The organism is Bordetella sp., assembly GCF_057362025.1.
This window is the reverse complement of record NZ_JBMQQZ010000002.1, coordinates 133333-148392: the sequence shown is the minus strand read 5'-3', so window position 1 is coordinate 148392 and position 15060 is coordinate 133333. Positions and strand designations below refer to the sequence as shown.

General features: G+C 63.5%; 13 protein-coding genes. 8 read left to right on the top strand and 5 right to left on the bottom strand.

Annotation, left to right across the window (positions count from 1 at the left end):
• Nucleotides 1-12: 12 nt before the first annotated feature.
• Entirely contained in the window at nt 13-912 is a 900-nt protein-coding gene (locus tag ACO1P8_RS00755) for a recombination-associated protein RdgC (protein ID WP_486294029.1), read from the bottom strand.
• 155 nt (nt 913-1067) lie between these two features.
• Here ACO1P8_RS00755 and ACO1P8_RS00750 point away from each other — a divergent pair, with 155 nt between their 5' ends.
• Complete coding sequence (locus ACO1P8_RS00750) at nt 1068-1286, top strand: hypothetical protein (RefSeq protein WP_066634568.1); 219 nt, start codon at nt 1068-1070, stop codon at nt 1284-1286.
• Nucleotides 1287-1355: 69 nt separating this feature from the next.
• Nucleotides 1356-2339: a non-homologous end-joining DNA ligase gene (ligD, locus tag ACO1P8_RS00745; RefSeq protein ID WP_486294028.1), complete on the top strand. Its 984-nt coding sequence runs from the start codon at nt 1356-1358 to the stop codon at nt 2337-2339.
• Nucleotides 2340-2770: 431 nt separating this feature from the next.
• Here ligD and ACO1P8_RS00740 read toward each other — a convergent pair whose 3' ends face one another.
• The 3 genes from ACO1P8_RS00740 to ACO1P8_RS00730 form a co-directional block, all read right to left on the bottom strand.
• Nucleotides 2771-4459, bottom strand: coding sequence for an MFS transporter (locus tag ACO1P8_RS00740; RefSeq protein ID WP_486294027.1), 1689 nt, complete (start codon nt 4457-4459; stop codon nt 2771-2773).
• Between the two features lie 141 nt (nt 4460-4600).
• Nucleotides 4601-5965, bottom strand: coding sequence for a sensor histidine kinase N-terminal domain-containing protein (locus tag ACO1P8_RS00735; protein WP_486294110.1), 1365 nt, complete (start codon nt 5963-5965; stop codon nt 4601-4603).
• Between the two features lie 115 nt (nt 5966-6080).
• Complete coding sequence (locus ACO1P8_RS00730) at nt 6081-6770, bottom strand: response regulator (protein ID WP_094841303.1); 690 nt, start codon at nt 6768-6770, stop codon at nt 6081-6083.
• Between the two features lie 334 nt (nt 6771-7104).
• On the opposite strand from ACO1P8_RS00730, the gene recA reads away from it, so the two are divergent.
• Nucleotides 7105-8163: a recombinase RecA gene (gene recA / locus ACO1P8_RS00725; protein ID WP_486294026.1), complete on the top strand. Its 1059-nt coding sequence runs from the start codon at nt 7105-7107 to the stop codon at nt 8161-8163.
• Between the two features lie 6 nt (nt 8164-8169).
• The gene (gene recX / locus ACO1P8_RS00720; protein WP_486294025.1) at nt 8170-8706 is read left to right on the top strand and encodes a recombination regulator RecX; all 537 of its coding nucleotides are present in this window, start codon (nt 8170-8172) and stop codon (nt 8704-8706) included.
• 112 nt (nt 8707-8818) lie between these two features.
• Here recX and ACO1P8_RS00715 read toward each other — a convergent pair whose 3' ends face one another.
• Entirely contained in the window at nt 8819-9763 is a 945-nt protein-coding gene (locus ACO1P8_RS00715) for a LysR family transcriptional regulator (protein ID WP_486294024.1), read from the bottom strand.
• A gap of 207 nt (nt 9764-9970) precedes the next feature.
• Here ACO1P8_RS00715 and metE point away from each other — a divergent pair, with 207 nt between their 5' ends.
• The 4 genes from metE (at nt 9971) to sucD (ending at nt 15058) form a co-directional block, all read left to right on the top strand.
• Nucleotides 9971-12262 carry a 5-methyltetrahydropteroyltriglutamate--homocysteine S-methyltransferase gene (gene metE, locus ACO1P8_RS00710; protein WP_486294023.1) on the top strand — a complete coding sequence of 764 codons (2292 nt, stop codon included), beginning with the start codon at nt 9971-9973 and terminating at the stop codon, nt 12260-12262.
• 122 nt (nt 12263-12384) lie between these two features.
• Entirely contained in the window at nt 12385-12981 is a 597-nt protein-coding gene (locus ACO1P8_RS00705; RefSeq protein ID WP_486294022.1) for a DUF2889 domain-containing protein, read from the top strand.
• A gap of 10 nt (nt 12982-12991) precedes the next feature.
• The gene (gene sucC, locus ACO1P8_RS00700) at nt 12992-14152 is read left to right on the top strand and encodes an ADP-forming succinate--CoA ligase subunit beta (RefSeq protein WP_486294021.1); all 1161 of its coding nucleotides are present in this window, start codon (nt 12992-12994) and stop codon (nt 14150-14152) included.
• A 24-nt stretch (nt 14153-14176) separates the two neighbouring features.
• Complete coding sequence (sucD, locus tag ACO1P8_RS00695) at nt 14177-15058, top strand: succinate--CoA ligase subunit alpha (protein ID WP_486294020.1); 882 nt, start codon at nt 14177-14179, stop codon at nt 15056-15058.
• Nucleotides 15059-15060: the final 2 nt, after the last annotated feature.

Below are 15060 nucleotides of genomic sequence, written 5' to 3'. Positions count from 1 at the left end.
GCGCGGCGGCGGTCAGTCGCGTTTTTCGCCGCCCAGGGCGTCCACGAGTTCGGTCATCAGCTTGGCAAGTTCGCCTGTCATCAGTGCCATGTCGCTGTCGAATTTCTCGTCATCGTTCTGGGCCATGCTATCGCTGTTTTCCTTCAGCACGTCCAACGGAGCGATGCGCTTGACGTCCAGCGATTCGGTCAGTACGAAAGAGACACGGTCGGCCCAGGTCATTGCCAGCCGGGTGCATTGCTTGCCGGACTGGATGTGCCGTCGCACGTCGTCGGCATCGATGGTGTGCTTGACATAGCGGATGGCGGCGCGGCTTTCACCCGAGGCGCGCAGTTCCGTATCCTGGTCGATGCTGAAATTGGCGGGGGCTTCGTCTTCCGCCAGCCATCCCGTCATTGCCGCCGCCGGCGATTGCACGACGTACAGGCTTTCCAGCGGAAATGGGTCGATCGACTTGGCCAGCAGGCCCAGCACTTCGTCCGCCTTGGCCGAGGCAGCCGCATCGATCACCAGCCAGCGGTTGGCCGGATCGATCCAGACGCGCGTATCGCGGTAGATGCTGAAGGCTTTGGGCAGGAGTTCGTCGGTGACCCGCTCCTTGATTTCCTTCATTTGCTTGCGGCCCGGCTTGTAGCCCTGCTGCTCTTCGATTTCCTGGGCCCGCGCCTTCGCGACCTGATTGACGACGGTGGCGGGCAGCAGCTTCTTTTCGGCGCGCAGGGTCAGCAGCATCTGGCCGTTGACGGTATGCACCAGCCCGCCGTTTTCACGTGTCGGTATCCAACCCAGGCTTTGCATTTCCAGCGTATTGCTGCCCTGGTAGGCGAACTTGGCCAGGGCTTGCTCCAGCGGGTCGTCCTTCAGGGCCCAGGACGGGGAAAGGCGGTAGATCTTTAGATTCTTGAACCACATGAGCGTCGGGCAAAAGCGACGATTCTATACGACCCGCCCATCCAGGGGGGCTACGCGCGGGAGCGACACGTTCTGTCACGGACAGTCGCCGTGCTCTGGAGTATCGTCCGCCGCAGCGCAAGCAAGAGGTTGCGATAACACATCGTGGGAGACCTATGAAACCTGTCACTTTCATCGGCGCCATCCTGGTCGTCTTGGGCGTGGTTGCGCTCGTATACCAGGGGTTCAGCTATAAATCCGAGGACACCATCGTGCAGATCGGGTCCGTGAAGGCCACGGCCGAGACCACCAAGTCGGTACCGATACCGCAATGGGCGGGCATCGCGGCGATCGTGGTGGGCGTTGTGGCGATCGGCGTGGGGATGCGGCGCTAGGCCTGTCATGCTCGGCTGGCATGCCGTTTGCGGTTTTCACGGGTCTTTACGCCGGCAAGGGGATTTCCCATGGCAGAACTCGTGGCATCAGGCACATCCGGCAAGCGCCCGGCAAAGCGGGCGCGGCGCCGGGCTACCGTGAGCGCGCGGGGCGCCGCAACGCAGGCGGCGCACAAGGCGCAAGTCCTGGGTATCGATATCACGCATCCCGATCGCGAGCTTTTCAACGATCCCGTGGTAACCAAGCTCGATCTGGCGCAGTATTACGAGTCGGTCGCCACATCCATCATGCCGCATCTGGCGGACCGGCGCGTTGCCCTGTTGCGCTGTCCGGATGGGGCGGCGGGCGAATGCTTCTTCCAGAAGCATATGGGCGAACACCTGCCGGCTGGCGTCGAACACGATGGCGACATGCTGGTCATCCGGGACATCGCCGGGGTGATCGGGCTGGTGCAGCGCGGCGTGATCGAATTCCATACCTGGGGCGCCCAGGCGCCTGGCTCGGACAAACCGGACAGATTGACGTTCGACCTCGACCCGGATCCGGGCATGGGGTGGCGCCAGGTCGCCGACGCGACGCGCATGCTGCGCGGAGTGCTGCGCGACCTGGGCCTGCAACCTTTCTTGAAAACAACCGGCGGCAAGGGCCTGCATGTGGTGGTGCCGGTGCGGGCGACGCTGGGCTGGGATGAGGTGCGGGGCTTCTGTAAAGGAATCGCCCAGCAGCTCGAGGACATGCAGCCGGAGATTTTCGTTGCCAGTATGTCCAAGGCCAAGCGGGCCGATCGCATCTTCGTCGACTATCTGCGCAATAGCGATGGCGCAACCGCGGTCGCGGCGTTTTCCGCGCGTGCTCGCCTGGGCGCGCCGGTGTCCATGCCCATCCCCTGGGACGCCCTCGATGCGTCCGGCGATCCGCGCGGCGATACGTTCAACGTGCGCAATGTGCCGGCCCGGATACGGGCCTGGGGAGACGATCCCTGGACGGGTTACGACGGTGCGCGCAAGGCACTGACGCGGGCGATGCGCGAGAAGTTCACCCCGGCGGCGTAGCGGGGCATGCACAGCCGAAAAAAAGGCCCGACTGTGGAAGTCGGGCCGGTACGGGAGCACACGATGTCGCGCTGTTTAAGGCTCGCGGGGAGCGCGGCATCGGTGTCAGAAGGCGACCCTGCAATCGCCAGACAGGGGGATCGATCGTCCGGAGATCGCGCGCAAGGCCGTGATCTGAGCGGCCAGTCTAGTCTTCGGGCTCTGACATCGTCCTGAATCTGGAACGTCTCCGCGCGCGTGGCGCGGCAGGGCATTCTCCGCGCATTTCCGCCCGCGCATCCGGGGCGCGCCGGCGTGCGAGGATTGGTGCCTCGCAGTATGCGCGGCTTCATCTGCAGAACTGCGACTCCTTTCAAAAAAAAGCCCCCGATGAGGGAGCTTTGTGAAAGGCCGGTCGGGTGCAGCGTCCCGGCCGGCAGGGGCTGGGCGGACTACATGTCCTTGTTCAGATCGACGTCCTTGGTTTCGCGTACGAACAGCGTGCCAATGACCAGAGTCATCGCCGCGATGATGATCGGATACCAGAGGCCGTCATAGATGTTCCCGGTGGCGGCCACGATCGCGAAGGCCAGGGGCGGCAGGAATCCGCCGAACCAGCCGTTGCCGATGTGGTACGGCAGGCTCATCGACGTATAGCGGATCCGCGTCGGGAACATCTCGACGAGCATTGCCGCGATCGGGCCGTAGACCATGGTGACGTAGATTACAAGTATGGTCAGAAGCACGACCACCATGACGTCGTTGGATTGCGCGCGATCCGCGGCCGCGGGATAGCCGTGGCCGCGAATGGCCGCCGTCAGCGATTTGTCGAGTTCGGCCGCCCGCGCCTTGAAGTCGGCCGGCGGCATCGTCTTGCCGTCGAAGGACTGGAACTCGTCCGTACCGATACGAACCTTGGCGACCGCGCCCGCCGGCGCCGCCTCGTTCTTGTAGTTCACTGAATTGCGCGCCAGGAAGGATTTGACGATGTCGCAACTGCTCGTGAACGACGTGGTGCCGACCGGGTTGAACTGGAACGAGCACGTGGCCGGATCGGCGATTACCGTCACCGGCGCGGAGGCCTGCGCTTTTTCAAGGGCGGGGTTGGCGAAGTGCGTCAGGCCCTGGAAGATCGGGAAGTATGTCACCGCCGCGATCAGGCATCCCGCCATGATGATCGGTTTGCGGCCGATGCGGTCGGACAGGGCGCCGAAGATCACGAAGAAGGGCGTGCCGATCAGCAACGCCACGGCGATCATAATGTTGGCGGTATTGGCATCCACCTTCAGCGTTTGCGTCAGGAAGAACAGCGCATAGAACTGGCCGGTGTACCAGACCACGGCCTGGCCGGCGGTCAGGCCCAGCAGCGCCAGGATCACGATCTTCAGGTTCTTCCATTGTCCGAACGATTCGCTGATGGGGGCCTTGGATCCCTTGCCCTCCGCCTTCATCCGCTGGAAGGTGGGCGATTCGCTGAGTTGCAAGCGTATCCACACCGAAATCGCCAGCAGTACGAAAGAGAGCAGGAAGGGCGCGCGCCACCAGCCCCACGCATCGCGGAAGGCGGTTTCTCCGGAGTAGGATCGTACGCCCAGGATCACCAGCAGCGACAGGAACAGACCGAGCGTCGCGGTGGTCTGGATCCAACTGGTGTAGAAGCCCCGGCGTCCCATCGGCGCGTGCTCGGCCACATAGGTGGCCGCGCCTCCGTATTCGCCACCCAGCGCCAGGCCTTGCAGCAGGCGCAGGATGATCAGCAGTGCGGGTGCCGCGATACCGATCGAGCCGTAGGTGGGCAACACGCCAACCAGGAAGGTCGACAGGCCCATGATGACGATCGTGACGAGGAAGGTGTACTTGCGGCCGACCAGATCGCCCAGGCGGCCGAATACCAGCGCGCCGAAGGGCCGGACGGCGAAGCCGGCGGCGAAGGCGAGGAGGGCGAAAATGAATCCGGCCGTGGGATTGACGCCGGAAAAGAAGTGCATGGCAATGATCGGTGCCAGCGAGCCATAGAGATAGAAGTCATACCATTCGAAAACGGTGCCCAGCGACGAGGCGAAAATCACCTTGCGTTCGTTGCGGGTCATCGGAGTCGTGGCCGTGACGGCGCCCGGGCGCGGCATGGAAGCTGTGCTCATGATTGTCTCCTCAGGGATGGCCGGCGGTTGTCCCGCCGTGCTCGGTATGTGCAGGCCCGCCCGCGGTAGCGGAGCGGCTGACCGCCACGGTAGGCAAGAACGCTGACGGGGGTCTGACGTTTTCCTGACGCAGACCGCGATTTATGTTTCTAATTGTAAATTCTTGGGGAACCGCACACTGATTCTCAGTCCCCGCTGGCTGCTGCCCGGCGAAGGGTTGTCGGCGAGTTCCAGTGTCGCGCCATGCTTTTGCGCGATTTCCCGCACGATGGCCAGGCCCAGGCCGCTGCCCTCGGCCGGCGTGCCCAATACCCGGTAGAAGCGGTCGAAAACGCGTTCCCGCTCGTCCGGCGGGATGCCCGGGCCGGAATCCTCGACCTCCAGCAGTGCGGCGGCGGGCAAGGCGCGCACCCGCACGGTTACCCGACCGCCGCGCGGTGTGTAGCGCAACGCATTGTCCACCAGATTGTTCAGCAGCTCGGCCAGCAGGATCGCGTTGCCCGCGATGGGCACCGGCCGGCCCGCCTCCTCGAATCCCAGGTCAATGCCGATCGCCAGGGCCTGCGGCGCCCACACGATGGTTTGCTCCCTCGCAAGGCCGTTCAGGTCGGTCGCCGTCATGCCTATTGTTGCCGGGTTTTCGGCCCGCGCGAGCAGCAGCAGCTGGTTGACCAGGCGCGTGGCGCGTTCGGACCCTACCACCAACTGGCGCAGGCTGGTCTGCATTTCGTCCGGGCTGGCATCGCGCAGGGCCAGTTCCGCCTGCGTCCGCAGGCCCGCCAGCGGTGTCTTCAACTGGTGCGCCGCGTCGGCAACGAAGCGGCGCTGCGTCTGAACGGTCGCCGACAGGCGTTCCAGCAAATCGTTGATCGCCGCTACCAGGGGTGCGATTTCGCTTGGCGTCGCACGTTCATCGATGGGCGATAGATCGTCGGGCCTGCGTGCCCGCAGGCGTTGTTGCAGGGCATTCAGGGGCGCCACCCCGCGCGAGAGCCCGAACCATACCAGCAGGACCGCGATGGGCAGCACGATGAATTGCGGAATGATGACGCCTTTGATGATGTCGTTGGCCAACTGCGCGCGCCGTTCGGCGGTTTCCGCGACGATAAGCAGGAGCGGGGTGTCCCTCGCCGCACCCGCGTCGACCCGGGTATAGGCCAGGCGGATGGCGAAGCCGCGCAGCGTGCTGTCCTCGTAGCGCACGGCGCCGGGCGCCGCGACGTCCACGCCCTTGGGCCGCGGTAGCTCGCGGTCGCCGCCCAGATAGCGGCCGTGCCCGTCCAGCGCGAGCCAGAAAACGCTGTCCGTGTCGTTGCCGCGCAGCATGCCGCGCACCGGGTCCGTCATGTCCAGCACCGTTTTGCCGTCGACGGTATGGACCTGTCGCGCGAGTACGCGCAAGTGGCCGGCAAGCGCGCGGTCATAGGGCACATCGGCGATATTCTGTGCGACCACGTAGGTGATCGCCACGCTCATGGGCCATAGCAGGAACAACGGCGCCAGCATCCAATCGAGGATCTCGCCCAGCAGCGAGCGCCGGGGCAGAGCGAAGGACGGGCCGCGCGTGCCATTGCGGAGGATATCCAGCGCCTCCTGATTCAATGGCGGGACGCGGGGTGTTTCAGTGTGCGAGTTCGCCCGCGCCATGATCCCGTTCCAGGCAATAGCCCAGGCCACGCACGGTCATGATCCGGACGCCGGTCGGCTCCAGTTTCTTGCGCAAGCGGTGCACGTAGACTTCGATGGCGTTGGTGCTGACTTCGTCGCCCCATTCGCACAGATGGTCCACCAGCTGATTCTTGCTTACCATCCGTCCGCTGCGCATGAGCAGGATTTCGAGCAGGCCGACTTCGCGGGCGGACAGGTCCAGCGGCTGATCGTCCACCGAGGCCACCCGGCCCGCCTGGTCGAAGACCAGCCGGCCGTGGCGGATCAGGCTGGCGCCGCCGCCCGCGCCGCGGCGCGTCAGCGCCCGCACGCGGGCCTCCAGCTCGGACAGGGCGAATGGCTTGGCCATGTAGTCGTCCGCCCCCAGGTCCAGCCCCTTGACGCGCTGCTCGATGCTATCGGCGGCGGTTAGAATAAGCACCGGAAGTTGGGCGTTGCGCGCGCGCAGCCGTCTCAGGACTTCCAGCCCGGCCAGTTGCGGCAATCCCAGGTCCAGAATCAGCAGGTCGAAGGCCTGGGCGGCCAGTGCCAGGTCGGCGGCCATGCCGTCGCGGACGGCATCGACGGCATAGCCGTTGTGTCGCAGCGAACGGGATAGTCCGTCGGCAAGAATGCTGTCGTCTTCGGCGATAAGTATGCGCATGGGACCAGGCTCTCTCGTGGATCGTTATGGTTTCTTGAGCTGAGCGCGTCCGTTCGTGCCGGGTTGCGGCCGTGACGGTTTTCCGTTGTGGTGTTCTGGTATGCCGGATGGTTTCCGGACTGTCTCCGCTCTCCTGGGCCGATTCTGTCACGCCCGTTCGCGCTTGCCCACACGGGATAACGCGGAAAAATTTGTCATACTGTTTTTTTGTACAGTATAATCCGATGCCATAATCCGGCCGATATGGTTAACGCACATGGCAAACCAGGCGTCGATCGCAAGACACTGGCCACCATATTTTCCATTCGCTAGAAACCGCCAGACAGGACATTTCATGGACGACAAAACCAGCAAGGCAGCCGCCTCGGAAAAAGCCAAGGCGCTCGCCGCGGCCCTATCGCAGATCGAAAAGCAGTTCGGCAAGGGTTCGATCATGCGGTATGGCGACAACGAGGTCGAGCATGACATCCAGGTGGTGTCCACGGGGTCGCTGGGCCTGGATATCGCCCTGGGCGTGGGTGGACTGCCGCGCGGCCGGGTAATCGAGATCTACGGGCCGGAATCGTCGGGCAAGACCACGCTGACGCTGCAGGTCATCGCCGAAATGCAAAAAATCGGCGGCACGTGCGCGTTCGTCGATGCCGAACACGCGCTGGACGTGCAATACGCCGCCAAGCTCGGCGTCAACCTGACCGACCTGCTCATCTCCCAACCGGACACGGGCGAGCAGGCCCTCGAAATCACCGATGCACTGGTCCGTTCGGGCTCGGTCGACCTCATTGTCATCGACTCGGTCGCCGCGCTCGTGCCCAAGGCCGAAATCGAAGGCGAAATGGGCGATTCGTTGCCCGGCCTGCAAGCCCGCCTGATGAGCCAGGCGCTGCGCAAGCTGACCGCCACCATCAAGCGTACGAACTGCATGGTCATCTTCATCAACCAGATCCGGATGAAGATTGGCGTGATGTTCGGCAATCCGGAAACCACCACCGGCGGCAATGCGTTGAAGTTCTATTCCTCCGTGCGGCTGGATATCCGCCGCATCGGCTCGATCAAGAAAGGGGAAGAGGTCGTCGGCAACGAAACGCGCGTCAAGGTCGTCAAGAACAAAGTGTCCCCGCCCTTCAAGCAGGCGGAATTCGACATCATGTACGGCAGCGGCATTTCACGCGAAGGTGAAATCATCGACCTGGGTGTGCAGGCCGGCATCGTGGACAAATCCGGCGCGTGGTACAGCTACAAGGGCGACCGCATCGGCCAGGGTAAGGACAACGTTCGCGAATACCTGAAAGAACATCGCGAAATGGCCCTGGAGATCGAAAATCGCATACGCGAGAACCAGGGCATTGTCAGCCGCGCCAATACCTTTGCCGAAAGCGGGGCCGAAGAGGACTAACCGCTGATGATTTCCGGTCGCCGCGGCGCGAGGTTCGGCAATCTCTCTTCCGACGGTTCCGCGGACGATCCCTTCCGTGTCGGCGACCGGGCCGAGCAAAAGCGCGGGCCCACGCTGAAAGCTCGTGCGGTGGGCTATCTATCCCGCCGTGAATACGCGCGCAGCGAGCTGGCGCGCAAGCTCAGCCCGTATGCGGATGACGCCGCTGCCTTGGATGCCTTGCTGGACGAGCTGGAACGGGAAGGCTGGCTATCCACCCGGCGTTTTGCCGAAAGCCTGGTGCATCGCCGCGCCGAACGTCAGGGCTCGGCGCGCATTGTGCAGGAATTGCGCCAGCACGGCGTCGACGAAACCCAGATAGGCGAGCTTCGAGACGGCCTGCGCGCGACGGAATACGACCGCGCCGTGGCAGTATGGAACAAGCGTTTCGGCGAGCGGCCGGCCGATCGTGCCGCGTACGCCAAGCAGGCGCGTTTTCTTGCGGCGCGTGGCTTTGCGCACGATGTCATCCGTCGGGTACTGGGCGACGACCAGGACGAATGACAGGCGCCTGCCGGGGCATGCCGGCTGTCTTCACCGGTGGTTTCCCCGAATAGCCACGGATCAGGGGGCGTCGACCCCGCGACTACGCATGGCGCAGGTCTGGGCTGTGTCGCTATTCTGCGCGCGTTTCGCCCGCCCATGCTCCAGCCGCTTTGATTCCGGTCAGGGTACGGAAACTCACATCCCTGGCGATAGTCAGGAAATCCTTGATGAACGGGGCATCCGCATCCTCGTTTCGGATTGCGGCGTACAGCGTTCGCCATACGCCTTGCGGGCCCAAGCGACACACCCGTAGCCAGCCCTTGTCCAGATACTCGGTCAAGGCCCAATTCGGCAGCGCCGCAACCCCGCGGTTGCTGGCAATCAATTGGGCGATGATGGGTGTCAGTTCCGCCTTGCGCACGGCCGCGGGTTCCACGTCGGCAGGGTCAAGGAAGGCCGTGAAGACGTCCAGGCGCTGGCGATCGACAGGATAGGTGATCAAGGTCTGGTCGGCCAACTGTTCCGGCCGGATATAGCGCTGCGATGCCAGGGGATGGGCTTCGGACACGGCCAGTACCAGTTCGTAGCCGAACAGCGGGACATAATCGATGGCGTCCAGCGCCTGGGGATCCGAGGTAATCACCAGATCCAGGTCGCCACGCAGCAGCGCGGGCAAGGGCGCGAAGGAAAACGCGGCGGACAGATCCAGTGCCACTTCGGGCCATTGCGCCCGGAATGCATCGAGGGCCGGCATCAGCCACTGGAAACAGGAGTGGCATTCGATCGCCAGGTGCAGGCGGCCGGTCCTGCCGGCGGCCAGGCGTTGCAGTTCCCGTTCCGTGGCGCGCAGCCGCGGCAGGATATCGTCGGCCAGTGCCAGTACGCGCAGGCCCGCCGTGGTCAGGCGAGCTGGTCGCGTCCTGCGGTTCAACAGGGGGGTGCCGAGCCGGGACTCCAGTTCGCGCAACTGATGAGACAGGGCGGACTGCGTGAGGTGCAGCCGGTCGGCGGCTTCCTGAAGACTGCCCCCGTCGCGGATTGCGGCAAGGGTTTCCAGATGGCGGATTTCGAGCATGTCGGGGCCGAAGAGAGGCAAACGCGTGCGTGGCGTTCAATGAAAATCGATGGGGCCGTGGTAACCGGCACTATGGGATCCTTGGCCCAAGCAACCATTCTATATGAATTTTTTTCATGAAATCGATGCAAACATTGATTTTGATTCAAAGTTAAACGCGCGCACAATGCCCGGACTTGAACATTCTTTGTTGGATTCCGGATTTCCATGACTATCATTCATAATCTTGGCTTCCCTCGTATCGGGGCCCAGCGCGAATTGAAACGCGCGGTCGAGTCCTATTGGGCCGGCAAGTCGTCGCTGGAGAGCCTGCAGGAAATCGGGCGCGAATTACGCGCCCGGCATTGGAAGGCGCAGGCCGATGCGGGCGTGGATCTGATTCCGGTCGGCGACTTCGCGTGGTACGACCACGTGCTGGAATGGACCACATTGCTGGGTGCGGTTCCGGCGCGCTTCGGGCAGCCAGCCGATGCACCGGTCGGCCTGGATACATTGTTTCGCATGGGGCGCGGCCGCGCGCCCACCGGTACCCCCGCCGCGGCTTGCGAGATGACGAAGTGGTTCGATACCAACTACCACTACATCGTCCCTGAACTGACGCCGGGACAGTCGTTCCGCGTCGCGCGCGAGTCGCTGTTCGACCAGATACGCGAAGCCCTGGAGTCGGGCTATCGGGTCAAGCCCGTGATTCCCGGTCCTTTGACCTGGTTGTGGCTGGGCAAGGGGGATGCCTATGCCGGCCCGGGCGATGCCGCGAAGCTGGACCTGCTGGCGGCCCTGCTACCCGTCTACACCCAGGTCCTGCGGAAGATCGCCGAGCTGGGTGTCGAGTGGGTACAGATCGACGAGCCCATCCTGGCGCTGGATTTGCCCGCGGCATGGCGCGCAGCCTATGCCGAGACCTATACGCGGTTGTCCGGCGCCCCGGTGAAAGTGTTGGTGGCGACTTACTTCGACGGCTTGCGGAACAACCTGGCCACCGCGGCCGGCTTGCCGGTGGCGGGGCTGCACGTGGACCTCGTTCGCGCTCCGGAGCAGCTTGTGCCGCTGCTGCAGGTCATCGGTTCGAAGGTACTGTCGGCCGGTATCGTCAATGGCCGCAATATCTGGCGCACGGATCTGGACGCGGCGTTGCGCGCATTGGCGCCCGCCAAGGCCGCACTGGGCGACCGGCTCTGGGTCGCTCCGTCCTGCTCGCTGCTGCACGTGCCGGTGGACCTGGGTTTCGAGACCGAGCTCGATGACGAGCTCAAGAGCTGGCTGTCTTTCGCGGTGCAGAAGCTGGACGAAGTGCGTACATTGGCGCGCGCGCTGGATGACGCTCGGGATCCTGTGGTACAGGAAGCACTGCGGACGCAGCGCGCCGCGCTGGCCAACCGCGCCCAATCCCCGCGCATCCACAATCCCGCCGTCGCGCGCCGCATGGCAGCTGCCGACGACGTGCGGCGCGACCGTGCGCCGTTCGTGCAACGCATCGCCCATCAGCAGGAGAAGCTTCGCCTGCCCGCATTTCCCACCACGACGATAGGCTCTTTCCCGCAGACGGCGGAGATCCGGGCTCTGCGGCGGGATTGGAAGGCCGGCGCGATCAGCGATTCGGCCTATGAAACCGCGATCCGGAAGGAAATCGAGTCGGTCATCCGCTTCCAGGAAAATGTTGGCCTGGACGTCCTGGTGCATGGAGAGCCGGAACGCAACGATATGGTCGAGTATTTCGGCGAACTGCTGGCCGGCTTTGCCTTCACGCGCAACGGCTGGGTGCAGAGCTATGGCTCGCGTTGCGTCAAACCGCCCGTGATCTTCGGCGACGTGGCGCGCCCCGCGCCGATGACGGTGGGGTGGTCCTCGTACGCGCAATCCCTGACGGACAAGCCCGTGAAGGGCATGCTGACGGGGCCGGTGACGATCCTGCAATGGTCTTTCGTCCGCGACGACCAGCCGCGAGAACAAACCTGCCGTCAATTGGCGCTGGCATTGCGCGACGAAGTCGTCGACCTGGAAAAAGCGGGCATCCGCGTGATCCAGATCGACGAACCGGCCATCCGCGAGGGCCTGCCGCTGCGCCGCGCCGACTGGCCGGCCTACCTGGGCTGGGCGGTGGATTGCTTCCGCCTGTCGACCGGAGGCGTGCAGGAGGATACACAGATCCATACCCATATGTGTTATGCGGAGTTCAACGACATCATCGAATCGATCGCCGCGATGGATGCCGACGTCATCACCATCGAGACCTCCCGGTCGAACATGGAGCTGCTCAAGGCTTTCGAGGATTTCCGCTATCCCAACGACATCGGGCCGGGCGTATACGACATCCATTCGCCCAACGTCCCGGACGTGGAATGGATGGTGCAATTGATGGAAAAGGCCGCGGGCCGCCTGCCCAAAGAGCGCCTTTGGGTGAATCCGGACTGCGGCCTGAAGACGCGGGCATGGCCGGAAACCGAAGCCGCGCTGGTCAGCATGGTCGACGCTGCGCGCCAACTGCGCGCCCAGGTCTGACCGGCCCTGCGGGCGTGGTGGGGCCGGTCTCCCCCCGGGAACCGGCCCCGGTTTTTTGATAATGGGCCGTGCGCTATACTTTGAAGGTTTTGTTGCCTTGCAGCAACCTTAGCTGACCACGCATGCCCCTGCCGCCACCGGAAGTCTCCCGTACCCCCCTGCATACGCGCTCGATACGCGTGCAGGGCTATGTGCGCGAGGACGGTCTGTGGGACATCGAGGCCGAGCTCATCGATGTCAAGGCCTACGACTTCGTCAAGCACGAAGGCGATACGTTGCATGCCGGCCAGCCGGTGCATCATATGCATCTGCGTATCACCATCGATTCCGACTACACGATCGTGGCGGCGCAGGCGGTCTACGATGCCGCGCCCTATGGCGGGCACTGCACGAGTATCGAGGACGCCTATCGGGACTTGGTCGGCATGAACCTGGTCCGGGGCTTTCGCCAGCAGGTCAAGACGCGTTTCGGACGTGTGGCCGGCTGTACGCACATGAGCGAACTCGCGCTGGTGCTGCCCACGGCCGCGGTGCAAACCATGGCCGGACGGCGCCGTGAAAACCCCGATCCCAGCAAGCGGCCCTTCCAGCTGGATGGCTGCCATGCGCTCAGTACCGACGGACCCGTGGTCCTCAAGTACTACCCCAAGTGGCATACCGGGGCAGTCCCGGACGAGGATGCCGCTTCTGATTCCTCTCTTTTTTCTCATACGACCTGACAGGTAACACATGAAAATCCACGAGTATCAAGGCAAGGAACTGCTGAAGAAATTTGGCGTGACCGTGCCGCGCGGTATTCCCGCCTTCACCGTTGACGAAGCCGTAAGCGCGGCGGAAAAACTGGGCGGACCTGTCTGGGTCGTGAAGGCGCAGATCCACGCCGGTGGCCGCGGCAAGGGTGGCGGCGTGAAGCTGGCCCGCTCGATCGAAGAGGTCCGCAAGCTCTCCAGCGAAATCCTCGGCATGCAGCTGGTCACGCACCAGACCGGTCCGCAGGGTCAGAAGGTGAACCGCCTGTACATCGAAGAAGGCGCGGATATCCAGAAGGAATACTACGTTTCGCTGGTGACCGACCGCGCGACCCAGAAAGTCGCCTTGATCGCGTCGAGCGAAGGCGGCATGGACATCGAGGAAGTCGCGCATTCGTCGCCCGAGAAAATCGTCACCGAATACATCGATCCGCTGGTCGGCCTGACCGCCGAGCAGGGCAAGAAGGTGGCCGATGCCATCGGCATGCCCGCCGATTCGACCGCCCAGACGGTGGACCTGTTCCAGAAGCTCTACAAGTGCTACATGGAAACGGACGCGTCCCTGGTCGAAATCAATCCCCTGAACCGCGACAGCAAAGGCAACATCATCGCCCTGGACGCCAAGTTCAACTTCGACTCGAACGCGTTGTTCCGTCATCCTGAAATCGTCGCCTACCGCGACCTGGATGAAGAAGATCCGGCCGAAATCGAAGCCAGCAAGTTCGACCTGGCCTACATCCAGCTGGACGGCAACATCGGCTGCCTGGTGAACGGCGCTGGCCTGGCGATGGCCACGATGGACACCATCAAGCTGTTCGGCGGCGAGCCGGCCAACTTCCTGGACGTCGGCGGCGGCGCCACGGCGGAAAAAGTGACCGAAGCGTTCAAGATCATGCTCAAGAACAAGAGCGTGAAGGCCATCCTGGTCAATATCTTCGGCGGCATCATGCGCTGCGACGTGATCGCCGAGGGCGTGATCACCGCGTGCAAGGCCGTCAATCTGAACGTTCCGTTGGTGGTCCGCATGAAGGGCACCAACGAAGAACTCGGCAAGAAGATGCTGGCCGATTCCGGACTGCCCATTATCAGCGCCGACACCATGGCCGAAGCGGCCACCAAGGTCGTTGCCGCCGTCAAATAAGAAGTTATTGCCAAGGATTCACAAATGTCGATCTTGATCAACAAGGACACTAAAGTCATCACCCAAGGCATCACGGGCAAGACGGGTCAGTTCCATACCCGTATGTGCCGCGACTACGCCAACGGCAAAGCCGCCTTCGTGGCTGGCGTGAACCCCAAGAAGGCGGGCGAGGACTTCGAAGGCATTCCCATCTACGCTTCGGTCAAGGACGCCAAGGCGGCCACTGGCGCGACCGTGTCGGTCATCTACGTGCCGCCCGCGGGCGCTGCGGCCGCGATCTGGGAAGCCGTGGAAGCCGAACTGGACCTGGCGATCTGCATCACCGAGGGCATCCCGGTTCGCGACATGCTGGAAGTGCGCAACCGCATGAAGCAAAAGGGCAGCAAGACCTTGCTGCTGGGACCCAACTGCCCCGGCCTGATCACGCCCGATGAAATCAAAATCGGCATCATGCCCGGACACATCCACCGTAAAGGCCGTGTCGGCATCGTCAGCCGTTCCGGCACGCTCACCTACGAAGCCGTCGCCCAGGTGACGGAACTCGGGCTGGGGCAGTCCAGCGCCGTCGGCATCGGTGGCGACCCGATCAACGGCCTGAAGCATATCGACGTGTTGAAGCTGTTCAATGACGATCCCGACACCGACGCCGTCATCATGATTGGCGAAATCGGCGGTCCGGACGAAGTCGCCGCTGCCGAGTGGGCCAAGGACAACATGAAGAAGCCGGTGGTTGGCTTCATCGCGGGTGTCACGGCACCTCCCGGAAAGCGCATGGGCCACGCCGGCGCGCTGATTTCCGGCGGAGCCGATACGGCCGACGCGAAGCTGGAAGTCATGGAAGCCTGCGGCATCCGGACGACGCGCAATCCGTCCGAGATGGGCAAGCTGCTGAAGTCGGTGCTGTAATC